Genomic DNA, 25204 nt, shown 5'->3' with positions numbered 1-25204 from the left:
TGTTTATATGATCTTATTTAAAAATTTATAAAGAAATACCGGAACTTTATACTGCAATGCTATACTTAATCTTTTTATATTAAAAGGATATTTTTTGTAAGCTTCAATATACTGTAGAGACATTTTTTCTCCAGCGATATATTGTTTTTGGGTTATACCATTTAATTTATCTTTCACATCTCCATCCTTGTCAAACATCATTTGAAGAATTAAGGTTTCTATATCAATTCTCTCTTTTTTAGAAGAAGAAAGATTGGATTCATGAATTCTGTAATAAGCTAATTTTTGAGGAATATAGGCGATATAGTAAAGAGCGTTGATCTTTAACCATCTAAAGTAATCCTCTGTAATAAAATCAGATTTATATTCTCCCGTTTTTATGAGCGCCTCCTTTCGCATAACAACAGTCAGAGCTGCAATTCTATTTCCCTTAATTAACTGTTTTCTAAAGATATCTTTATCAATATTCCCAAGAGAATCATAATCTGCAATATCCGGGATTCTATTTGAGTTTTCATCAACTCCATAAGTGTCTGTAAATACCATTCCAAAATTATTACCTAATTTTTCTAATTCTTCAACACTCTTTTCTATAGCTTCAGGGTGAAGAAAATCATCAGCAGCAATCAATTTTATATACTTACCTTTTGCAAGTTTAATACATTCGTTAAGAATCTCTGCCAAACCCGTATTCTTCGAATGAAATTTTTTTTCTGCTAAAAAATTATTATCAGATAACCAATTTTCAAAGATTGAGACAGAGTTATCTTGTGATGCATCATCTCCTACGATCAATTGGATATTACTATACGTTTGATTTTTTATACTGTCCAGACATTCTTTAATATAAGCAGAATGATTATAAGAAATGACGACAACAGTTACTAAGGGAACTTCCATCATTAATATTCATTTAGAGCCTTAATAATAGTGTCAATTTCTTCGTCTCTTAAAACAGAAGAAATCGGTAAACTTAATACTTCTCTATGTATTTTTTCACTAATAGGAAAAGAAAGCATATTCATTTCTTTATAAGCCTCTTGATGATGAGGGGGAATAGGATAATGAATAATCGTGTGAATTCCTTTTTCAGCTAAATAGGTCTGAAGATCATCTCTGTTTTCAGTTCGTATTACAAAAACATGCCAAACATGTTCTTTTTCGTTGGATGGATTTTCAGGTAAAATGATTTTTGGATTGGAGATCTCCTTGATAAATCTTTTAGCAATTTCCCTGCGAGCATCATTTTCTTCATGGATATATTTTAATTTTATATCCAATACAGCTGCCTGTATTTCATCGAGTCTTGAGTTAAGACCTTTGTATATATTGACATATTTTTGGTTTGATCCGTAATTTCCTAAAGCACGAATAGTTTCAAATAATTCTTTATTGCTGGTCGTCACAGCACCAGCATCTCCTAAAGCGCCAAGGTTCTTTCCCGGATAAAAACTAAATCCGGCAGCATCCCCAAGGTTTCCAGATTTTATATTGTTCCATTCTGCACCAATTGCCTGAGCGTTATCCTCTACAATTTTTAATTGGTGTTTTTCTGCAATACGTTTTAACTTTTCTGAGAAAATAATTCTTCCTTGTAGGTGAACGATAAGAATTGCTTTGGTTTTCGACGTGATTTTTTCTTCAATTTTTGAAATATCAATATTATAAGTATTGATTTCTGGTTCAACAAGGACCGGCAATAATCCATTGTCAGATAAGGCAAGAATAGAGGCAATATATGTATTGGCAGGGACAATTACTTCATCCCCCGGCTTCATAATTCCCAATTCTATATATGCGCGAAATATTAAACGTAATGCGTCTAAACCATTTGCTACCCCTAAAGCATATTTTGAACCAATATAATCGGATAAGTCGGCTTCAAAATTTTTAAGCTCGTTTCCTAATAGATACCACCCGCTTCGAAAAACTTCCAGAAGTTTATTTTCAATTTCTTCTTGATATTTTAGGTTTATTTTTTTTAAATCTAAAAAACTAATCATTTTCGTAACCACTTTTTAATTTCCAATTCTCAAATCCTTCTTGTTCCCAAGGCATATTTCTGGAGAAATTAATTGGCCAAGGGTAATGTGATGCGTCTGTTCCTTTTAATTTAAGATCACGAACATCTTTTATTCTTTTAGCTGGATTTCCTATAACTAAAGAATAATCTTCATGTTTTCCACCTACAAGTGATTGAGCACCAATGAGACAGTGCTTTCCTATTTCTGTGGCAGGAAGCAAAACGGTTCCTACGGCAATTTGAGAAAAATCGCCAACAGTTGGCCCAATACATACATCTGAAGGTGGTGTAGGGTCGTTCGTAAAAACAACATATGGGTAGATGAAAACATAGTTTCCTATTTTAGACTTTTGCCCTATGTGTACATTACTGTGTAGCCAACAGCTATCTCCAAATTCAACATGTCCTTGTATATCAGAAACTGTTCCAACTCTACAGTTATTCCCGAATTTAGAATTTTCCCGGATAGTTACACGGTGACCGGTTGAAAATTTCTTTCCAAAGCTGGAACCTGCATATATAATAGAATGACTTCTTATAAAAGCTTCTTCTGCTATAATAGTTTTGGGATTTTCATAATTATTATTAAAATAATAATCATTTAATGGTTCACCTATTACACAATCATTACAAATAATTGAATTGTCACCAATGATCACATTATCGTATATAACTGTATTGTCTCCTATTTTTACGTTTTTTCCTATTGTAGCTTTTTCGCTAATATATACATTGATATTGTTGAACTTCATAGGTAATATATGTTTTTGTTATGGTAGCTTGGTGTTTAGTAATCTTTAAAATCTGCGTAGTCTCTAAAATAATCGTTTTCATCATAAAACTGTGAAGCTAAGCATAATAGAACGGCATTATGTGAAAATTTGATGTCTCTCCAAATTAATTTAGGAATATATAATCCTTGTGAAGGATTGTCAAGGATAAAAGTTTTTTTGTTTCCTTCCTTGTCTTCAATATTAAATTCTATCATACCTGAAACGGCAAATATTATTTGTTCAAGGTTTTTATGAGCATGCCCTCCTCGCATAATATCCTGAGGAGTATAATAAGTCCAATATACTCTCTTAATTTCAAACGGAATGTTTTTAAGGTTCTCAGCTACAGTGATAAAGCCTAGTGATGAGCTACCTATCTTTTCTAAATTAAAATATTGCACTTTATTCATTGCTACCTATTTTATATCATAATTAAAATTGGGTCTAATAATTCCCGGTAAAGCATTAATATTTTTCCCCATTTTTACATTTTCAATTTCAAATCCAATTATTTCATTGGCAATATAAAGAGGAATTTTTTGATCTTGACCAAACATAATCTTAAAATAATAATTTCCTGCATTGAGCAGACTTGCAGGAATTTCAAATTCTACAGTGTATTCCTTTTTTCTGGAACTATTATTTGTTGTGACGAAAGCTCCGGTGTGAAAGACAACAGCTTCTTCATATGTTCTTAGCTCGAAAGTAGTATCCAGATTGATATTTTCTCTATAATTATAGAATCTCAATCTTATTTTTACGCCAGATTCAATATCTAAAAATGGACCTGAAGCCGGTTTGGCTGAAAACTCCAATATTCTGATGTTTTGATTTCCCAAAGCCGTTTCTAAAATCCCTTCATGAATGTAACTACTTTGTCTCTCCGCATTTTTTTGATACTCTGCTATTGTTTGCAGAATATTTCCTGAATAATCCAAATGTCCTTGGTTCAATAAAAGTCCGCTCTTACAAAGTTCTTTTATGGCTGTCATATTATGACTTACAAAAAGAATAGTTCTTCCTTCTCCTTTTGTAACATCACCCATCTTTCCAAGGCATTTTTTTTGAAAATCGGCATCTCCCACCGCTAATACTTCATCTACAATAAGTATTTCAGATTCAAGGTGAGCTGCAACCGCAAAAGCCAGACGAACATACATTCCTGATGAATATCTTTTTACAGGTGTATCGATATATCTTTCAACTCCAGAGAAATCTACAATTTCATCGAATTTACGTTTGATTTCTTTACGGGTCATTCCTAGAATAGCCCCATTTAAAAAAACATTTTCCCGGCCTGTCATTTCAGGGTGAAATCCTGTGCCCACTTCCAATAGAGATGCAATTCTTCCCTGAGTGTAAATTTTTCCTGTGGTAGGTTTGGTGACTTTACTTAAAATTTTTAATAAGGTAGACTTTCCTGCACCATTTCTCCCAATAATTCCTACCGCATCTCCTTGCTCAACTTCAAAATTGATATCCCGAAGAGACCATACATATTCGGAATTACCCTTGGTGGTTCTGTCATTAGTATCTCCAATTTTTAAATAGGGATCTTCTTTTCCTCTTACTCTATACCAAAATCTGTTTAGGTCATGGGTTAGAGTCCCTGTTCCAACTTGTCCCAAGCGGTATTGTTTTGATATATTTTCAGCTTTTAAAGCCAGCATGTTTTTTAATTTAAAGAAATTAGACTTTTATAATAAATTCTAACAGTTTTTACTGTTTTGCTTAGACAGTATCCATAAAAGTTTTTTCAACTCTGTTGAAAATAACAGTTCCTATTGCCAATAGTATCATAATTATGGCAGTACTTATCCCTAACATGAGCGGGGAAAAATTTCCGACACCTAACCATGCATATTTAAAGCATTCGAAGATCCCTGTCAAAGGATTATAATAAGCAATGCTTTTGAAACCAGCCGGAAGTGAAGAGGTAGGATATATCACCGGAGTGGCATACATGTACAAGCTTACACCAAATCCAAGAAGCATATTTAAATCCTTATATTTTGTAGTGAGAGAGGAAAATATCATTCCGACTCCTAATGCGAACAAAGCCATGAGTATTACTAAAAAAGGTGTAGCAAGTATCCAAATATTGGGATGTGCCTCTCCTCTTACAAAGTAATATCCCCACACGATCATAAATAGGATAAACTGTACGCCAAATCTCATTAGATTGGAAATAACTATTGATAATGGTGTTACCAATCGGGGAAAGTATACTTTTCCAAATATACCGGCATTTCCAGCAAAAGTATATGATGTCCCTGTTAACGAAGTTGAAAAATAATTCCAAAGAGTAATACCAGCAAGGTAAAACAATAGAGGAGGAGCGCCGTCGGTAGGCAACTTAGCTATTCTTCCAAAGACAATTAAATAGGTTATGGTAGTAAAAATAGGATTGATGAAAAACCAAACAGGTCCTAATACGGTTTGTTTAAAGCTTGATACGAAATCTCTTTTAACAAACATATATATGAGATCCTTATATCTCCATATCTCTTTGAACTTTAGATCAAACAGAGAATGGCTAGCCTCAATTGTTTCTGTCCACTTTTGTTGTGGTTCATTCATTTGTGTTATGTTTATGCAAATTTATAATAATTAATTTTCTCATAGTTCCTTTTATTATGAATTGTTATTCATGTAAAAACTAAAAATTATAACTAATATATTGATATTTCTTATAATAGACAAAAGCTGTAGTCGGTGAAGACAACAGCTTTATAGAATTTTTTGAGGGAATTATTTTTTTACAAGCTGGGTGAGGTACTTTCCATATCCACTTTTGCCATATTTTAAAGCAGTCTCTAACAACTTTTCCTCATCAATAAATTTATTTCTGAATGCAATTTCTTCAATACATCCTATTTTAAAGCCTTGTCTTTTTTCTATAACGCTAACAAATTCTGAAGCGTCATGAAGTGAGTCAAAGGTTCCAGTGTCAAGCCACGCTGTTCCTCTGTCCAGAACTCCTACTTCCAGTTTTCCTTTCTTAAGATAAACATTGTTTACATCAGTAATTTCAAGCTCACCGCGAGCTGATGGTTGTATGTTTTTTGCAATTTCTACGACTTCATTGTCATAAAAATATAATCCTGGAACAGCATAATTAGATTTGGGGTGTGTTGGTTTTTCTTCGATAGATACAGCCTTAAAATCTTGATCAAATTCCACTACACCATATCTCTCCGGATCAGAAACGTGATATGCGAAAACTACACCACCATCAGGGTTTGTTTTGTTCTTTAATAAAGTCCCCATTTCGGAGCCATAGAAAATATTATCTCCAAGTACTAATGCAGCAGAATCATCTCCAATAAAAGAATCACCAAGGATGAAAGCCTGAGCAAGCCCGTCTGGACTTGGTTGTACGACGTATTCTATATTGCATCCTATCTGAGAGCCATCTCCTAATAGCTTAATAAAGCCTTCCTGATCATGAGGTGTTGTTATAATTAATATATCTCTTATTCCTGCTAATAATAATGTGGATAGAGGATAATATATCATCGGTTTATCATAAACCGGCATGAGTTGCTTACTTACAGCAATAGTAAGAGGATAGAGTCTTGTACCAGAACCTCCGGCTAAAATTATTCCTTTCATTTATTTTTTTTTCTATTAGTGATGGTGATGAAAATCGTCGATTTATGCTTGAAGGATTTAATGATATTGTTTTTCATAATACTTTTGATAGTCTCCTGAAGTAATATTTTCTAACCATTCTTTATTTTCAAGATACCACTCAATTGTTTTTCCCAATCCTTCTTCGAATGTTACAGAGGGTTTCCATCCTAAGTCTTTGTTTAATTTGGTGGCGTCAATAGCATAACGTTTATCATGTCCTGGTCTGTCTTTTACAAAAGTGATTAGCTTTTCAGAATAACCAGCTGGTTTCCCAAGCTTAGCATCCATTTGTTTGATCAGTTCTTTTACCAAATCGATATTCTGCCATTCGTTAAATCCTCCAATATTATAAGTTTGGCCGGTTTTGGATTCATTAAAAATTTGGTGGATTCCTTTAGCGTGATCAATTACGAATAACCAATCTCTCGTATATTTACCATCACCGTAAATAGGCAATGGTCTCTCATTAATAATATTGGAAATACATAATGGAATTAATTTTTCCGGAAAATGATTAGGCCCATAATTATTTGAACAGTTAGAAATAATAAAAGGCATACCATAAGTATTCCCGTAAGCCCTTACTAAGTGGTCAGAAGCGGCTTTTGATGCAGAATAAGGAGATTGCGGATCATACGAAGTTGTTTCCAGAAAAAATCCTGTTTCGCCTAAGCTTCCATATACTTCGTCTGTTGAAACGTGATAGAATAAGTTCTCTCTTTTTTCATCAGGAAATCTTCCATGGGTGTGTTCTAGATTCAGTGTCCAGAATTCCTTACATAAATTAAGAAGGTTGGCAGTACCATTTACATTCGTGTTGATAAAAGCCATTGGATCAGTAATACTTCTATCTACATGGCTTTCTGCTGCTAAGTGTACAACCGCGTCAGGATTATATTTTTCAAAAACAATTCTTAGTTCTTCGGGTTTTGTTATATCGGCTTTTTCGAAAACATAATTAGGTTCGTTTTCGATGTCTTTTAGATTTTCTAAATTCCCTGCATAAGTAAGAGCATCTAAGTTGATGATTGTTGTGTTGGGATTATTTTTTACAAATTCTCTTACAACGTGGGAACCGATAAATCCTGCCCCTCCGGTAATGATTATGTTTTTCATTTTAATATTTTGAAATAGTTATGGTTTAAAGATAATAAAGTGTTGCACTTACATTACATCATAAAAACTGTTTTTGATTCTTAAATAAGAGATAATGACAGCTTATCTGATAACTAGCATAGCTGCTATTTTATTGAATTAACTAATTCAATATGGTTTGTCTTCCTATGCTTTTATAATAAAATCCGTTTTGTTTAGGAACTTCCAGAGGAAACATATTTCTTCCGTCAAAAATGACCTTGCTTTTCATCTTCTTAGCCATCAACTCGAAATTTGGATTTTTAAACTCTGGCCATTCTGTAGCAATAAATAGTGCATCAGCTCCTTCTAAAGCATCATACATAGTTTTTGCATATTGAATTTGATCTCCAATAATATTACGGACATTATTCTCCGCGACTAGATCATAAGCAATTATTTCTGCTCCTTTTTTCAATAAAAGATCGATGTTGTCTAGAGATGAGGCTTCACGAATATCATCGGTATTGGCTTTGAATGCTAATCCCCAAATGGCGATTTTTTTTCCTTTAAGATTACCTTCAAAATATTTTTCGATTTCCGATACCAAAATTACCTTCTGAGCAACATTCACGTTTTCGGTAGCCTCTAAAATCTGAAAATTAAAATCTTCTTGTTTTCCTGATTTGATAAGCGCTTTTACATCTTTAGGAAAACAACTTCCTCCGTATCCGATACCAGGAAATAAAAATCGATGTCCTATCCTGTCGTCACTTCCCATTCCCAGTCTTACTTTGTCAACATCGGCACCTACTTTTTCACAATAATTGGCAATCTCATTCATAAATGTAATTTTTACTGCTAAAAATGAATTAGATGCATATTTAGTAAGCTCGGATGATTTTTCATCCATAAAAATAATTGGAATTCCAGTATTTGTAAAGGGTTGGTAAATTTTAGACATGATTTCCTTTGCTTTTTCTGAACTTGATCCTACAACAACTCGTGCTGGATTCATTGAATCTTCTACGGCAAAGCCCTCTCTTAAAAACTCGGGATTAGAAACAACATCAAAAGCTATATCTGTTCTTGAAGAAATAACTTCTGTTACTTTCTCGGCAGTTCCTACGGGAACTGTACTCTTATTGACAATCACTTTATATTCCGTCATCAGGTCTCCTATGTCACTAGCGACACCTAGCACGTAAGAAAGGTCGGCTGAACCATCCTCTCCTGGAGGAGTAGGGAGTGCCAGATACACGACTTCGCTTTTATCCAATGCTTCTTTTAAATTAGTTGTGAAAAACAATCTTTGAGATTGTATATTTCTATGAAACATTTCTTCAAGGTTCGGCTCATAAATGGGAACTACGCCGTTTTTCATACCTTCTACTTTTTTTTCATCAATGTCAACACAGTATACTGAATTGCCAAGTTCTGCGAGGGTAGTTCCTGTAACTAACCCTACATAACCTGTTCCTACAATTGTTATATTCAAAATGTCTGTTTTTTAAAATTCAAGACAAAAATAATAAAAATACTTTCAACACCTCTCTAAATTTAATGTTAATAGATCATGCAGTTATTTATCTGATAATAAGTTGATTTTGCTTTTTTAGAAAAAATATCTTATATTTGCAGTGGATTTACGGAAAAAAATGGGAAGGCTTCGGAAGAAAGCCTTTTTTCGTACTGTAAATCAAGCATAAAATTATGGAGTTTAGAAAAAGAATTGAAGAATTATTAAATGAATTCCTTGAAACCAGAAAAGATTTATTTCTTACTGATCTAAAGATTTCTGCAGGGGATGATATTACAGTGATTTTAGATGGTGATAATGGAGTTTCTTTGCAGGATTGCCTTGATGCAAGCCGAGCAATAGAATTCAATATGGATCGCGAAGAGCATGATTTTAGCCTTCAGGTGATGTCTGCTGGATTAAGTGAGCCTTTATCAATTCCAAGACAATTCAATAAGAATATTGGAAGAGAAATTGAGATTCTACTTGAGGACTCTTCAAAAATAGAAGGTGAGTTGTTAAAAGTAGATGAAGAGAAAATAACACTTATCCTACGTTACCGTAAACCAAAAGATATTGGGAAAGGTAAAGTAGACGTCGAAGAGGAAAAGGAAATTCCTTATTCTCAGATTAAGAAGGCATTAGTAGTAATTAAATTTTAAAAAGAAAAAAGAATAAATGGATAATATAGCGTTGATTGAATCCTTTGGTGATTTTAAAGACGAAAAAGGGATCAGTAAGATTGATCTTATGGCAATTATTGAAGATTCACTGAAAACTCTTTTGAGAAAAAGATTTGACTCAGATGATCATTTTGATGTGATTGTGAACCCTGATAAAGGAGATTTTCAGATATTTTTAAATAAAACGATTGTTGAGGATGAAATGTCGGAAGATGATGATTTGGAAATTGAAATTTCTGAAGCAAAGAAAATCGACCCGACTTTTGAGGTAGGAGAGGATTTTACCATGGAGATTCCTGTTGCACAATTAGGAAGAAGAAACATCCTTACGTTAAAGCAAATTTTGGCTACTAAACTACAAGAGCATAATAATGCAATGTTGTATGAGCAGTTTAGAGATAGAATCGGGGAAATTGTTGTTGGAGAGATTCACCATATTCGTCACAAACATGTAATTTTGTTGGATGATGAAGGGAATGAGTTTATTTTACCAAAAGAAAATCAAATTCCATCTGACTTCTTTAAAAAGGGAGAAAATATCAGAGCCATTGTAGAAACAGTTGATTTTAAAGGATCCAAGCCACAAATTATTATTTCAAGAACTGCACCGAAGTTTTTGGAGAAATTATTAGAGCTTGAGATTCCTGAAATTCAGGATGGAACTATCATGCTGAAAAAAGTGGTTAGAATTCCTGGTGAAAAAGCAAAAATTGCAGTAGATGCTTATGATGATAGAATTGATCCGGTTGGTGCTTGTGTGGGTGTTAAAGGATCCAGAATTCATGGAGTTGTAAGAGAGTTGAAGAATGAGAATATAGATGTTATTCAGTGGTCTAAGAACCCTGAGATTTTAGTGAAAAGAGCATTAGGAAATGTTACGATCAATAAAATTGACATCAATGAGAACAGTAGCTATGCGTTAGTTTATACACCTGTAGAAGAAATTTCTAAAGTAATTGGAAAACAAGGTCAGAATATCAGACTTGCTTCTTGGTTGACAGGATATGAAATTGATGTATATAGAGAGTCTAGCGAGGATGACGATGTTGATTTGAGAGAATTTAATGACGATATCGAGCAGTGGATTTTGGATGAATTTAAGAAAGTAGGTCTTACTACAGCAAAATCAGTATTGGATAAAGATACTGAGAGTCTTTTAAATATGGTCGACTTGGAAGAAGAAACCATTGAAGATGTAAAACGCATTCTGAGAGAAGAATTTGAAGATTAAGATTTTAAATAAATTTTAATAAAAAGTAAAAAAGAAATACTTTAATTTTAAGAATTAAAAAAACAGTAAATAATATAAATGCCAAAAATAAGATTAAATAAAGCGGTTAAGGAATTCAACATTTCGATGTCCAGATTAGTAGAGTTTTTACAGTCAAAGGATTTCGAGGTTGAAAACAATCCTAACGCTCAATTAGAAGAAGCGGCATATTCTGCATTGGAGGCTGAGTTTGCCAAGGATGGCGAACAACGTAAAGCTTCCCATGAGGTGGTGATCATCAAGGTTCCGGAAGAGAAACTGGAAATTGAAGAAAAGAAAACATCTGAAGTAATAAGAGCTAAAGCTAATAAACCAGAAACTAAAATTTTAGGTAAGATAGATTTGGATTCTAAAAAGCCTGAGGTTGAAGAAACTTCTGATGCTCCTGTTGTTCCTGTAACTCCCTCTGTTGAGGAGAAAAAGGAAGAAGTAGTGACTGAATCTGAAGTTAAATCAGCTCCCGAAAAACAGGAATTTAAAGTTCTGGATAAAATTGATTTGTCACAAATTGAGACAAGAAATAGACCAGTTAAAAAAGATAAACCAAAAGTGGAGGAGAAAAAAGCTGAAGAAAAACCAATTGAAGTTGTGAAAGAAACTCCAAAACCAGTTGTTGAAACTGAAACAAAACCAGTTGCTGAGGTGAAAGAAGAACCTATTAGTAATGATGACCAATCTCAAGAACCTCAAAAAATTGAGACGGTTTATCAAAAATTGGACGGTCCTAAGATTGTTGGTGAAAAAATTGATTTAACTCAATTTGCTCCTAAGCCAAATTCTGGAGCGAAAAAGAAAAGGAAAAGAATTGAAAAACCAGGTGGTCCTAACCAACAAGGTACTGGAAATAACCAGCAAGGAGGAGGAAACAATAACCAACAGGGAGGTGGTCAAAACCGTCCTCAAGGGCAAAGTGGTCCCGGTGGAAATCGTCCACAAGGTCAAGGAGGTCAGGGAAATCGTCCTCAAGGGCAAGGTGGACCTGGTGGAAATCGTCCTTATAACAATAATAATCAAGGAAACCGCCCTCCAGGTCAAGGAGGTGGATTCAAGAAAGGAGGTCAGAACAACAGACCAGGGCAGAGAACAATGCCTGTGGAACTAACTGATGAACAAGTTAAGAATCAAATTAAGGAAACCCTTGAAAAATTAACGAATAAAGGAGGTAAGTCTAAATCTGCTAAGCATAGAAAAGATAAGAGAACTTATCGTAGAGAGCAAGATGAACGTCAACAAGAAATTGATGCTCAAGATAGAACATTAAAAGTTACAGAATTTATTACAGTTGGTGAATTAGCCAGCTTAATGAATGTTTCTGCAACTGAAGTTATTTCTGCTTGTTTCTCCCTAGGAGTAATGGTGACAATGAACCAAAGACTTGAAGCTGATACCTTGTTATTAGTAGCTGATGAATTTGGTTATAAAATTGAATTCTCGGATGCAGATTTAGAAGATGTAGAATCTGAGGAAGATATGGATTCTGAGGAGGATCTTTCTCCTAGAGCACCAATTGTAACGGTAATGGGTCACGTGGATCACGGTAAGACCTCTCTACTTGACTATATCAGAAAAACTAACGTTATTGCTGGTGAGTCAGGAGGGATTACTCAACATATTGGAGCTTACAATGTAAAATTAGAAAACGGACAAAGAATAACATTCTTAGATACACCGGGTCACGAAGCGTTTACGGCAATGAGAGCCAGAGGTGCTCAGATCACTGATATCGCTATTATTGTAATTGCAGCGGATGATGATGTGATGCCTCAAACAAGAGAAGCTATTTCTCACGCGCAAGCTGCCGGTGTACCAATGATTATCGCATTGAATAAGGTTGATAGACCATCAGCAAATCCTGATAATATCCGTCAACAGCTTTCTGGAATGAATATTCTGGTTGAAGAGTGGGGTGGAAATGTTCAGTCTCAGGAAATTTCAGCGAAGTTTGGTAATAATATGGATGTTCTATTAGAAAAGGTTTTACTTCAGGCAGAAATGTTAGATTTAAAAGCTAATCCGGATAGAGCAGCTCAAGGTGTTGTGATTGAAGCTTCATTAGATAAAGGAAGAGGGTATGTTGCTACGATGCTAGTACAAACGGGAACTTTAAGAGTTGGAGATTATGTACTTGCGGGTAAAAACCATGGTAAGGTAAAAGCGATGTTGGATGAAAGGGGTAGAAACCTTAAAGAAGCAGGTCCTTCAATTCCAGTTACTATATTAGGTCTGGATGGTGCTCCTACAGCTGGTGATAAGTTTAAAGTATATGCTGACGAAAGTGAAGCAAAAACTATTGCTAACAAGAGAGAACAACTTCAAAGAGAGCTTTCTATCAGAACTAAGAAACATACAACACTTGAAGAACTAGGAAGAAGAATTGCTTTAGGTGAGTTCAAGGAATTGAATATTATCTTAAAAGGTGACGTGGATGGTTCTGTGGAGGCATTATCAGATCAATTACAAAGATTGTCAACTGAGGAGATCAGTGTAAACATTCTTCACAAAGGAGTTGGTCAGATTACCGAATCTGATGTTAACCTTGCTACTGCTTCTGATGCTATTATTATCGGATTTAATGTTAGAGCTGGTGGTAATGCTAAAGAATTGGCAGATAAGGAAGAAATTGAAATCAGAACTTATTCTGTAATCTATGCCGCTATTGATGAGGTAAAAGAAGCGATGGAAGGTATGCTTTCCCCTGAGATTAAAGAACAGGTAATCGGTAATGTTGAGATCAGAGAGGTATTTAAAATTTCAAAGGTTGGAACAATTGCAGGATGTATGGTTCTTTCTGGTAAAGTAACAAGAAGTGCAAAAGTAAGAGTTCTAAGAGATGGTATTGTTAAATTCGATGGTGAACTTGAAAGCTTGAAACGTTTTAAAGATGATGTAAGAGAAGTAACTAAAGGTTACGAATGTGGATTGAACTTAAAAGGTTACAATGATATTGAAATTGGAGACATCCTTGAAGTATACGAGGAAGTTGCTGTTAAGAAAAAGTTGAAATAATTCACTTTTATTATACAAAAAAACCACTTTGAAAAAAAGTGGTTTTTTGTTTTTTTAATTTTGATTTAAGAAGTTGACTAGTTTTATTAAATCTTCTTCTTTGTCAAATTTTATTTTATTTGATTTGAAGAAAGATGCTAAGCTTTCATTCTTATCCGGAAATTGCTCAGTAATATCTTTCTGATTTTTGGGCTTTTTAATAAAGCTTTTTTCAGTTTTGATATAATAAATAGGGTCTAAAGTCTTAAAAGTTGCAGGTTTATCACTAGCATAACCATTAGGAGCGGGAATAATATCTGTAAATTTAGTTTTGACCTTTTTGTATAAAGAAATCTTACCACTTACAAGTTCAAAGAAGTATCCACTTAAATCATCTGCAGTATCTAATAAAACAAGTGTTGCTTTAGGTGAGTTAATTTCTATTTTAGAGTATTCCGGTCGCTTAGGAAGTGCTAAAACATTATCTTCTTTCTTAAATTCAATTTCATCATTATAACTATTATATCTTACTAATGTTTGTTCTAAAACTCCAGATATTTTAGCGTTAGAAAAATTTTTGTTAGGGTATGGGCTTCCTAGAATATCATCATAACTCAAGACCTTACCTCCTGATCTCAAATTATAAAATACGGCTTGACTTCCTAAAGTATTATTTGCAGTGACAACTTGTTGTTGTGCTAAGCAGAAGAAAGTATTTGCTAGAAGTGAAATACTTGTAATGATTTTCTTCATATTGATGTAAGTTATTGTTATAAATCAAATGTAGAAATATTATTTCAATTGGATGGTTTTTTATCGTGTTTTTAATGTGAGTCATTAAAATACAGATGGTTAATAGGAAATAAAATGAAAAAAAATAATTTATATTCATTCTAAATAAATTGCAAAATAATGATAATTAAATGTTAAAATTTAGTTTTTTGAATAATTTTTGTATTTTGACTATTGTATTTTTTAACTAATATTTTGAAAAATTAATATTTTTTTTTAAATAACTATGGTGTGAGATAAATATATTTTATCTAAGGCTTGCTAGTATTAATAATTTTTAACATATTTGCCCTCTTAAATATATTAAAATTTGTTAATATGAATGTGAAACTACGTGTATTAAGTGCTGGAGCATTGTTCTTTTTAGGACAGGTTGCTTTTGCACAGAGAACAAAAAAAGATACTCTTCCTAAAGAAAAGCAAATCGAAGAGGTTGTCGTTTTAGGTTATGGTAAGACTGCTACAAGAGCAAAATCAACTGCAGCATCAACTACCATATCTGATAAGGTTTTAGAAGATCGTCCAAACGCTTCTTTCTTAAATTCTTTGCAAGGTGCAGCTCCTGGTATTACAATTAACTCAAGTTCAGGTTCTCCGGGATCTGGTAGAATTGATGTTAGAGTAAGGGGTATTGGGTCACTTAATTCCGCTATGGATCCTTTGTATGTTATCGATGGTATGAGTACAAATGGAACGCAGTTTAGAAACTTAAACACAGAAGATATTGCTTCAATCTCTGTGCTTAGAGACGCTGCCGCTACTTCAATCTATGGTAATAGAGCTGCAAATGGAGTTGTTGTAATTACAACTAAATCAGGATCGTATAATAGTGGGATGAAACTTACGTATGGTACTACAATAGGTTTCTCAACATATCCAAATCATAATTATAATTTGGTGAATGGGAGCCAATACAGAAATTTGCAAAATGAATTTGTTTTTGGCCCAAATGATCAATATACACCTGAAGAAGTTCAAAATGCTCCTAATACAGATTGGAAAAAACAGTATTTCCAAACAGGGATGACCCAACAACATAACTTAGGATTGACTTTTGGGGGTAAAAATATTAACGTTTATTCATCATTAGGATACTATGATATGACGGGGATTATGAAATCTACCGATTTTAAGAGATTTACCTTTAGAAATAATATCAATGGTAAATCTAATGATGGTAGATTCACTTATGGAAGTCAACTTGCAGTTGGTTATTCTAAAAGACATCAGTTAGATCAAGAAACTAACGTTGCTAATTTGGTAGCTAATCCGCTTCAAAACCCATTGTTTAGTTCAATTTTAGCGAGACCTGATCTAGAACCAAATCCATATGGTAGAGGATCTGATATGTATAAAGCTATTGGGACTGGATATAGTGATAGAATTCCTTGGGTAACTCAGGATATTATAAATGGAGGAATTCAGAATGAATATACCGAAACAAGTGTTCTAGCAAATGTTAATTTTGCGTATAAACTAACTGATTATTTAACAGTAGGGCATAAATCTGGAATCGATTTTAAAGAGTCGGACAGAGCTTTTGCACGTGCGCCTTATGGATATTTATCATTGGTAGCTAAAGCTGGAAATGATCCATATGGAGGTTTAGAGGTATTAAATAATGTTAAAGATTTTAACATTAATAGTATTACAAATTTAACATTTAATAAATCTTGGGGAGAGCATACTTTAGAAGTTGGCGCTTATCTTGATTATATAAAAGCGCATTATAGAACCAAGCAATACCAACAGAATGGATTAAATCCATTAACTTGGAGTTTGGGTTCAGGAACTGGATATGTGCCTTACAGTACTACTACACCTACTTTGTATGTTCCGAACGTTCAAGCACAAGCAGTTAACGCAGGAGCTTTAGCTTATTTTGCAACAGCAGACTATGATTATGCAGGTAAATATGGATTTACTGGTATGGTAAGAAGAGACGGGGCTTATAGATTCTCAAAAGATAACAGATGGAATACTTTCTGGGCCGTGTCTGGTAGATGGAATATTGATAAGGAAGCATTTATGGAAGGCTCAATATTCGATATGTTAAAACTAAGATCTTCTTATGGTACACAGGGTAATCAGAATTTAGGTATTACAGCAAATAATGTAAACCCGCTTGTAAATGCTGCTACAACAACATTGTTTAGAAATGTTTATTCTACAAATACAGCATATCTTAACCAACAAGGATTAGCATTAACAACTCTTGGAAACCCTGATGTTCGTTGGGAAACTCAGAAAATGTTTAACGTAGGTCTTGATTTCGTTTTATTCAATAGAAAATTAGAAGGTAACTTCGATTATTATATCAAAACTACGGATAATCTATTCAATAAATTAAATATATCAGCTGCTAGTACAGGTACATTTACTATTGATGGAAACAATGGACGAATGAGAAATAATGGGGTTGAAGGTATTCTTAAATATAACATTATCAATAAAGGTGATTTAAGATTGTCTGTTTTTGCTAACGGCTCATGGAATAAAAATAGAATTCTTGAATTACCATATGGATACTCACCTGCAGACAATGTAAATGCAGCAGGATCATTGGCATTCCAGTGGAATCTTATTCGTTACGCAGGAGTTAACCAAGATACTGGTGAGATGCAATTCCTAGATAAGAATGGAAATATTACAGAGAATCCTAATGACAGTGATAGAGTGTTATCAGGAAAGTCATTCTATCCTAAATACCAAGGAGGATTTGGATTAAATGGTTCATTTAAAGGTGTATTTGCTGATGTTTTGTTCTCTTGGCAAGCAGGTGGTTGGCAGTTTGATAACCTATATACTTGGCTAATGGATCCAAATGGTTTAGCATCTGGTAATAATGTGAGTGCAGATTTATTAAATTCTTGGACTCCTGATAATAGAAATACTAATATTCCTTCTATGACTGCAAACAATACAGGTGCAGATGGAAGTTCTGATAGATATTTATATAAAACGGACTTTATCAGATTAAAAACGATTTCACTAGGTTATTCATTCCCTAAAGCAAGTTTAGGAAAACTTCCTATTACTGGATTGAAGATCTTTGTTCAAGGAGAGAATCTTGTTACTTGGAGCAGCTGGAAAGGTCTTGACCCAGAGCCTGTTACTGATTATTCATTAAGTGTTTATCCAAATCCTAAAACATTCTCTTTAGGTTTCAATGTGGAATTTTAAAATTTAGAAAAAATGAAAAGAAATATAATAAAGTTATTATTTGTAGCAGGATCTTTAACGGCATTGCCCTTGCTTAATAGCTGTAGCGATGCGATAGATGCTATTCAGCCGGGTCAGTTGGATGATTCTCAAGCGTTTGGTTCAGTGGATGCTTTACAATCTTTCCTTATCGGAAGTGTATATGGAAATTTAGAGACAGCTAATGAAGTCTATTTAACTTCTGTTATTACAGATGAAGTTAAGCCAGGTGATGGTAGTGGTGGACAGGAATTTCAATTGCACCGCTTGATTGTAAGCGGTGGTGTAGGTAGTTATCCAGAGTTGATTTGGGCATCCCATTACAGAACTATTAATAGAATTAATAGATTATTAGATGGTGCAGATAAACTTACTCCTAATAGTCCAACAGAAGCTGCTAATTACAAAAAGATTATAGCTCAGGCTAGAGCCATCAGAGCATTCTGTTATCTTGAGTTGGAAACTTATTTTTCTCCAAATATGGAAGATCTAAATGCATTAGGAGTTGTGTTAAGTGATAAACCAGAAGGTAATTTTGTTCAGAAGCCAAGAGTAGCAAATAAAGATATCTATGCACTTATTGATAGTGATCTTCAATTTGCAAAAGCTAATTTTGATGCTTCTTCAGATGCTAATAAGTATTATGTTGGAAGAAGCTTTGTTAATGCTATTAGCGCAAGATTCAATCTATATAGAGCCAACTATGCTCAAGCTAAAACTGACGCTCAGGCAGTAATTACTGCAAGTGCTGGTTTATTCCCATTAAGTTTGGGGACACCAATTGTAACAACAGCAGCTCCTGTAATAGGTGCAGGGACTTGGAATTCAGCGTTTTATGCTACCTCGAACTCTTTCAATCCTTACAGAAATTTATGGGATGACAAAGATGGGAATAGAGGAGAGATTATTTTCTCATTAGGAAGACAGGCTACAGGAGCTAATGGTATAGCCATTGGATCTAGATATAATTTGAATAACTCTAGTGTAACAGGTACACCATGGTGGTATGTAGGCCGTAATCTATATAATAGTTTAAATAGTTTACAGGACGATGTAAGAAAATATGCCTTTGTAGACCCTTCAAGCCAACCCAACCCTAATTATCTTGCACCAGGAGCAAATACGAGAGCTGATAAATTAATTGTAGATAAATATCCTGGTAAAACAGGGACGAATACGAGAAATGACATCAAATCCGTTCGTTTATCGGAAATGTATTTCATTCTAAGTGAAGTTGCTATTCATGATGGAGATCTTTCTACAGCGGCTAATAATATTAAGAAAATTAGAGATGCAAGAAACACTTTAGGTACGGCTGTTACAGCTCCTACATATGCTAATGCAACGGCTGCTTATAAAGATGTTTTGGCAGAAAGAAGAATTGAACTTTGCTTTGAAGGTCACAGATATATTGATTTAAAGAGACTTGCTGTAAAGGCTGGAGTATCTATGGATAGAAATATTACTGATGATGTAGTGACAGTTTCTAATCTTCAGAATGGAGATTACAGATATACATTACCAATTCCAAGTAGTGAGATTTCTGGTAATCCAGGTATTCAACAAAACACAGGTTATTAATCAACAATAATCATATAATATGAAACCCTGCTTTAAGCAGGGTTTTTTATTTCCTTTTATTTCTTATTTTTGCTGTACAAAATGTAATATGAAAACCGTTATGGTTCTGTATCACTTTTGAACCATATAAATTTACGCATGAAATATATATTTCTTATAATTCTTTTCTTTGGTAGTTTTTCTAATGCACAGGTTGTTAATAAAACAGATTCTAACAAGCTTGAGAAAAAGCTGGCAGATACTTTGGTTATTGACTCAGGAAAAAAGGATTCTTTAAAAATATTCAAACCTACCATCAATGATTATCTGTATCAGACACAATTTTCTGAGAAGAAAATATTTGATACGGTGATGACTTATGATAAAACTTATATTTTTTCACAATATAATAACAAAGATAATTTTGGAAGAGTGCAGTTTCCAAATGTTGGATCAGGATTTAATCCTCTTTCTTATGAAGTAAATGCAGAGCAGAATTTATCATTGCTCCCATCTAATAAATCATATGGGATTATCGGAATTAGTGATGTGAAATATTATGATGTAAAAACGCCGACTGCAAATTTTGTTTACCATAATTCTATAAAGAATGGAGCCGTTTTAAGATCTACGTATACCCAGAATATTGGAAAGCGATTTAACTTTGCATTGGAGTATATGGGACTTCGCTCACAAGGTCTTTACAGGAATTCATTGGCGGCTAATAATAATACCTTGTTTTCGGGACATTATATCAGTAAGAGTGGAAACTATGAATTGTTTGCCCATTATTTGCACCAGAATGTAAATAATCAGGAGAATGGAGGAATTGTTGCTGATAATCTTTTTCAGAGCGGAAATAGTGATTTTAGTAACAGACTTAATGCGGAAGTGAATCTTGCTTCTTCAAGTTCCCAATTTGGATATAGGCGATATTATTTAAGCCATCAGTTTACTCCTTTTAATTCAGAGAAATTTCCTTTTAGAATTAGACACACAATCTTTAATCAGGGAAATAAGTACTATTATACAGAAGGAGCTTTAGAAGGATATTGGAATACTCCACAGACTGAACTTGTTGCAGGCTTTCCTCTTTCAACAAAAAAATATTCAAATAATCTAAGTAATACGGTAAGCCTTGTTTGGGATAATGAAAAATTTAAATTGGATGCAGGGGTACGTTATCAGATGTTGAAATTTGGTGATACACAAACTACTTTACCTGATTCACAAATTCCTAATGAGCTAAAAGAAAACAGAATTGGAGCGGTTGGAAATCTTCAGATAAAACTATTAAATAAGATTCAGCTCAATTCATTTGTTGAATTTTCTAATGGAAGCCAGTTTGGGACCTATTTAAGAACAACAAATAATATTAAATTCGAACCTATTAAAGATTATTTTGTAAATGCTAAAGTGAATTTCCAAAGCGCTTATCCATCATTTAATTATCTTTTGAATACCTCAGTGTATAAAAAGTTCAATTATGTTCTTCAGAATGTTAAAAATCAATCAATAACTGAGATTGGCGGGAATATCAATTTGAAATGGTTTAAAACAGAATTGTTCGTTAACTATTTTAGAATTGATAATTATACCTATTTTGATGCAGCATCAATGCCAAAACAAAGCCAAAATCCTTTAAGTATTTCTCAGATAGGAGGGGACGCTACATTCAGTTTTGGAAAATACCACCTAAATACAAGAGTGCAGTTTCAAAATGCATTAACCAATAAAGACTTGTATCCAATGCCTGGTTTCATAGGAAGAGCGAATTTTTTCTACCAGACCAAGGCATTTAAAAATGCTGCTGAACTTCAGGCAGGATTGAAAGTTTATTATTTTTCAAAATTTGCATCCAGAGAGTATTTTCCAATACTTAACGAATATATTTTACCGAGAGCTGATTCATTTTCAATCGGTGGCCAGCCTATAGCTGATATTTATATCAATATGAAAGTCAAAAAAATGTTTTTCTTTATTGAAGGACAGCAGATCGGTACTGTCATCTCATCAAATAAAGCCTATGCATTCCCACACTATCCGGTTTATGACTTTAGACTGAACCTGGGAATTGTTTGGTATTTGTTCAACTAAAAGCTTAACCACAGTTGAAAACAATTAATAAAATATCATTTAACGATATAGAAAATATTCCTCAATTAGTAAAAGATTTTTTAAATCAGAAAATTGAGGGTTTTGAAGAAAATACTTTTTCTTTAGATCATTTTAGAAAACAGATTCATCTAAAACAGGAATCTTTTAGTTTAGAACAAAGACAAATCCTGTTTGATGCTTTTGAAGAGCAGCTTGCAGGTCTTGCACTTTCTACAAAGCAAAAAGAGAATTTAAGTAATGTAAAGTTACCAGATACATTTACAATTACGACGGGGCACCAGCTTAATTTATTCTCAGGACCCGTTTTCTTTGTTTATAAAATTCTGCAGACGATTAAGACATGCTCCTATTTAAAATTCAATTTTCCTGATTTTAATTTCGTTCCGGTTTACTGGATGGCTTCAGAAGATCACGATTTTGCTGAAATCAACCACTTCAAAACAGAAAATAATTACTACGAGATCAATGAAAAATCTGGAGGGCCTGTTGGGAAAATTCAAATCACAGATACATTTTTCATTTCTGAGTTTGAAAAAGAGTTTAAAGATTCTGTCTTTGGAACTGAGCTTATTTTAATGCTTAAAGAGTCTTATAAAGTTGGGAATACACTTACAGAAGCCATTAAAATTTTGGTAAACAGACTTTTTTCTGATTTTGGATTATTAATCCTCGATGGAGATTCTAAAGCTCTGAAACATCAAGTGAAAGATATTTTTAAGGATGAGATCATTAATTCAAGTTTATATAATACTTCAAAAGAGAAAGTAAGATTCCTTACAGAAAAATATGGGAAGGTACAGGTAAATCCTCGCGAAATTAATTTATTTTACCTCTCAGAAACAAGAGATCGGATAGATTTTGAAGGCGATAACTATAAAATAGTTGACACAAATATTCAGTTCACTAAAGACGAAATTATAAGCGAATTAAAAAATACCCCTGAAAAGTTTAGCCCAAATGCTTTAATGCGTCCAGTATATCAGGAGAAAGTACTACCTAATTTAGCTTATATCGGAGGGAATGCTGAAATTATGTACTGGTTGGAATTAAAAGATTATTTTGAAAAAGTCAATATTCCTTTTCCTTTGCTAATTCCGAGAAATTCAATGCTTTTCTTACCAGAAAAGACATTGAAAAAAATAGATAAATTAAATCTGAAAATAGATGATTTTTTCCAGAATTTTACGTCTATTACAAATAATAAACTATTGGATGATAGTAGTATTCTCAGACTGCTTGAAGAAAAAGAGGATCTTTTAATCAATAATTTTTCTGAGTTGCGAACAATTGCAGGAACCACTGATAAGTCCTTTGAAAATATGGTTTCAGCTGAAGAGGTAAGACAACTTAAATCTTTTAAAAGAATGAAAAAACGTCTTCTTCATGCCGAGAAAATAAAACAAAGTGAGCTATTGGAAAGGCTTGAAAATTTATTTTTAAATGTACATCCTTCTAAAACATGGCAGGAAAGAGTTTATAATTTTAGTGTATTTTTCGCGGATTATGGATATTCATGGCTTGAAACTTGTTTAGAAGAAATGGTGGTTCAAGAATCCAAATTAATAATTGTTGCCATTTAATTTTAAAGAAGTATTTTTGTAAATTATAATTATCTACTATGATAAAAAGGTTTTTTATTCTATCCAGTTTATGTATGGTTTTGGGCGTTTCTGCTCAACAATCACATACCGTAGTTAAAGGAGATAATCCTTATAATATTGCTAAAAAATATGGCATAACTGTGGATGAACTGCTGAAACTAAATCCAAAATTTAAAGAAGGCAAACTTGCAATTGGTGATGTCTTGACAGTTAAAGCTGATAAAACTAAAACAACTACTGTCACTAAAGCTGCGGTTATTGAAAAGGCTAAACCCGCTTCCTCTCAATTAGGTAAAATTGTTTTGCAGCCAAAACAGACCATATATGGAATCACTAAACAATATCGTATTTCTGAGACAGATTTAAGAAAATTGAATCCTGAACTGGATTCACATATGAAAATTGGTGATGAGATTACTCTGCCTTTTGAAAGTATTAAAAAATATGGCGGTGAGCAACAACAAGTTGTAGCTTCTAAGCCAGTGGAAACTGTTACAAATGTGCCAACAACACCAGTGGCAACGAATGAAGAAAGCTATACTATTCAGGCAAAAGATAATTATTATAGAATTACCAAACAATTTGGAGTAAGCCAACAAGAATTGTATACATTAAATCCCGGATTAGAAGAAAAGGGATTGAAGCCTGGTGAAGTTATCAAAGTTAAAAAAGCTAATACAACAGCTGCCGTTTCTGAACCGGTTAATCCTAAAACGAAAATGGATTCAGGCAACGAAAAGTCTTCTAATAATTCATCCAATACCAGTAATGTAGATTCATCAGATGATTATGTAACCTATACGGTTCAGCAGGGTGACACTGTTTTCTCTATTATTAATAAATATGGAGTTTCTATTGACGAATTAATAGCTTTAAATCCAGATCTATCTCATGGATTAAAGACAGGAATGGTTTTAAAAATTAAAAAACTTGATCCTGCATATATTAAGAAAAGCGGAGATGCGTTAAGCGTTGTATTAATGCTTCCTTTCGGATATAGTACTAATGAGACACAGTACCGAACAATGGCAATGGACTTCCTTACTGGTGCCAAATTAGCTATTGAAAGAAATGCCAGAAATGGGCAGAAGTTAGATATTAAAATAGTGGATTCCGGAAATGAAGCATCATTTAGAAATTCACTAACGCAAATCAATCCAAACAATACAGACTTGATCATTGGACCTTTCTTTAAATCTAATGTGATAGATGTTCTGGATTTTACTAAAACTCAAAAAATTCCTATTGTAGCTCCATTTGCTAATTCTCCGGAATTGTATAACTACAGTAATCTGGTTATTATTGAGACGAATGACCAAACCTATGCTGATAAAATTGTTGATGAAGTAAAAGCAGTATATTCAGATCAAAAGATCTATATCGTTGCAGATGGTAAGAAAGAGAATGCAAATTACATCAAAGCAGGTCTTGAAAAAGCAGTTAAAAATCCGAATGTAACTATTGTAAACTCTCCAGCCGATGTGAAGTCAGATCAGAATATGATGACCGGACAGTCTGCTCCTGTTATAGCGATTTTAGCTAGTGACAATGATGGAGTTGGGGAAGCTTTTTCAAATAGAGTAATTGCTCTAACAAAAGAAGTACAGGGAATAAAAGCTTTCAGTATGTATTATGTTCCAAGTTTTGAGAAAAAGGTAGATGACCTAAGTCAGGCTAATCTTGTTTATCTGATGGACAGAAAAATAAATACAGACGGAAGTTTTGAAAAAGAAATTCTTGCTGCCTATAAAAGTAAATATTGTAAAACTCCTCCAAGATATGCAATCATTGGTTTTGATGTCGTAAATGACATGTTGACCAGAGAAAACAAAAAAGGGGAAATCTTTAAACAGATGAACAAAGTTCAGACCCAGCTTGCCACCAAGTTTGAATTTGTAAAGTCCAAAGCCAACGGAGCTTACGTGAATACAGGATATCGTGTTATTCGTTTAGTTCCTTAGAGAAGCGC

18 protein-coding genes are annotated in these 25204 nt (G+C 33.5%); 8 read left to right on the top strand and 10 right to left on the bottom strand.

What is annotated here, in order from left to right; all coding sequences use genetic code 11:
- Positions 1–3: 3 nt before the first annotated feature.
- The 9 genes from JHL15_RS01460 to JHL15_RS01420 form a co-directional block, all read right to left on the bottom strand.
- Entirely contained in the window at positions 4–903 is a 900-nt protein-coding gene (locus JHL15_RS01460) for a glycosyltransferase family 2 protein (RefSeq protein ID WP_200241889.1), read from the bottom strand.
- Positions 903–2003, bottom strand: a complete 1101-nt coding sequence (locus JHL15_RS01455; RefSeq protein WP_200241886.1) for a DegT/DnrJ/EryC1/StrS family aminotransferase — start codon at positions 2001–2003, stop codon at positions 903–905. Before JHL15_RS01455 ends, JHL15_RS01460 begins: the two co-directional genes overlap by 1 nt.
- A complete protein-coding gene (locus JHL15_RS01450; protein ID WP_200241883.1) occupies positions 1996–2775 on the bottom strand; it encodes an N-acetyltransferase in 780 nt (259 codons plus the stop codon). The genes JHL15_RS01455 and JHL15_RS01450 overlap by 8 nt, the downstream gene beginning before the upstream one ends.
- A 35-nt stretch (positions 2776–2810) precedes the next feature.
- Complete coding sequence (locus JHL15_RS01445; RefSeq protein ID WP_200241880.1) at positions 2811–3206, bottom strand: sugar 3,4-ketoisomerase; 396 nt, start codon at positions 3204–3206, stop codon at positions 2811–2813.
- Between the two features lie 6 nt (positions 3207–3212).
- The gene (locus JHL15_RS01440; RefSeq protein WP_200241877.1) at positions 3213–4466 is read right to left on the bottom strand and encodes an ABC transporter ATP-binding protein; all 1254 of its coding nucleotides are present in this window, start codon (positions 4464–4466) and stop codon (positions 3213–3215) included.
- A gap of 61 nt (positions 4467–4527) precedes the next feature.
- Entirely contained in the window at positions 4528–5376 is an 849-nt protein-coding gene (locus tag JHL15_RS01435) for an ABC transporter permease (RefSeq protein ID WP_200241863.1), read from the bottom strand.
- A gap of 171 nt (positions 5377–5547) precedes the next feature.
- Positions 5548–6411 (bottom strand): glucose-1-phosphate thymidylyltransferase RfbA, encoded by an 864-nt coding sequence (gene rfbA / locus JHL15_RS01430; RefSeq protein WP_200241860.1) that lies wholly within the window; start codon positions 6409–6411, stop codon positions 5548–5550.
- Between the two features lie 57 nt (positions 6412–6468).
- The gene (rfbB, locus tag JHL15_RS01425) at positions 6469–7548 is read right to left on the bottom strand and encodes a dTDP-glucose 4,6-dehydratase (RefSeq protein ID WP_200241858.1); all 1080 of its coding nucleotides are present in this window, start codon (positions 7546–7548) and stop codon (positions 6469–6471) included.
- A gap of 142 nt (positions 7549–7690) precedes the next feature.
- The gene (locus JHL15_RS01420) at positions 7691–9004 is read right to left on the bottom strand and encodes a UDP-glucose dehydrogenase family protein (protein ID WP_200241856.1); all 1314 of its coding nucleotides are present in this window, start codon (positions 9002–9004) and stop codon (positions 7691–7693) included.
- Between the two features lie 215 nt (positions 9005–9219).
- Between JHL15_RS01420 and rimP the strand changes: the two genes are divergently transcribed.
- The 3 genes from rimP to infB all read left to right on the top strand — a co-directional run bounded on the left by rimP (position 9220) and on the right by infB (position 13984).
- Entirely contained in the window at positions 9220–9687 is a 468-nt protein-coding gene (rimP, locus tag JHL15_RS01415) for a ribosome assembly cofactor RimP (protein ID WP_200241855.1), read from the top strand.
- A gap of 16 nt (positions 9688–9703) precedes the next feature.
- Positions 9704–10939 carry a transcription termination factor NusA gene (gene nusA, locus JHL15_RS01410; RefSeq protein WP_200241854.1) on the top strand — a complete coding sequence of 412 codons (1236 nt, stop codon included), beginning with the start codon at positions 9704–9706 and terminating at the stop codon, positions 10937–10939.
- A gap of 78 nt (positions 10940–11017) precedes the next feature.
- Positions 11018–13984 carry a translation initiation factor IF-2 gene (gene infB / locus JHL15_RS01405; RefSeq protein ID WP_200241853.1) on the top strand — a complete coding sequence of 989 codons (2967 nt, stop codon included), beginning with the start codon at positions 11018–11020 and terminating at the stop codon, positions 13982–13984.
- 54 nt (positions 13985–14038) lie between these two features.
- On the opposite strand, the gene JHL15_RS01400 is transcribed toward infB, so the two are convergent.
- Positions 14039–14716 carry a hypothetical protein gene (locus JHL15_RS01400; protein WP_200241851.1) on the bottom strand — a complete coding sequence of 226 codons (678 nt, stop codon included), beginning with the start codon at positions 14714–14716 and terminating at the stop codon, positions 14039–14041.
- Between the two features lie 357 nt (positions 14717–15073).
- On the opposite strand from JHL15_RS01400, the gene JHL15_RS01395 reads away from it, so the two are divergent.
- From JHL15_RS01395 to JHL15_RS01375, 5 genes are all read left to right on the top strand, one after another.
- Positions 15074–17938: a SusC/RagA family TonB-linked outer membrane protein gene (locus JHL15_RS01395; protein ID WP_200241849.1), complete on the top strand. Its 2865-nt coding sequence runs from the start codon at positions 15074–15076 to the stop codon at positions 17936–17938.
- Positions 17939–17950: 12 nt separating this feature from the next.
- On the top strand, positions 17951–19537 hold the full coding sequence (locus tag JHL15_RS01390) for a RagB/SusD family nutrient uptake outer membrane protein (protein ID WP_200241833.1): 1587 nt from the start codon (positions 17951–17953) through the stop codon (positions 19535–19537).
- Positions 19538–19675: 138 nt separating this feature from the next.
- On the top strand, positions 19676–21613 hold the full coding sequence (locus JHL15_RS01385; protein ID WP_200241816.1) for a putative porin: 1938 nt from the start codon (positions 19676–19678) through the stop codon (positions 21611–21613).
- Between the two features lie 14 nt (positions 21614–21627).
- Positions 21628–23214, top strand: a complete 1587-nt coding sequence (gene bshC / locus JHL15_RS01380) for a bacillithiol biosynthesis cysteine-adding enzyme BshC (RefSeq protein ID WP_200241814.1) — start codon at positions 21628–21630, stop codon at positions 23212–23214.
- Between the two features lie 38 nt (positions 23215–23252).
- On the top strand, positions 23253–25196 hold the full coding sequence (locus JHL15_RS01375) for a LysM peptidoglycan-binding domain-containing protein (protein ID WP_200241805.1): 1944 nt from the start codon (positions 23253–23255) through the stop codon (positions 25194–25196).
- Positions 25197–25204 lie beyond the last annotated feature (8 nt).

This window comes from Chryseobacterium paridis (genome assembly GCF_016595215.1).
GTDB lineage: Bacteria > Bacteroidota > Bacteroidia > Flavobacteriales > Weeksellaceae > Chryseobacterium > Chryseobacterium paridis.
This window is presented reverse-complemented; position numbering and strand designations above follow the sequence as displayed.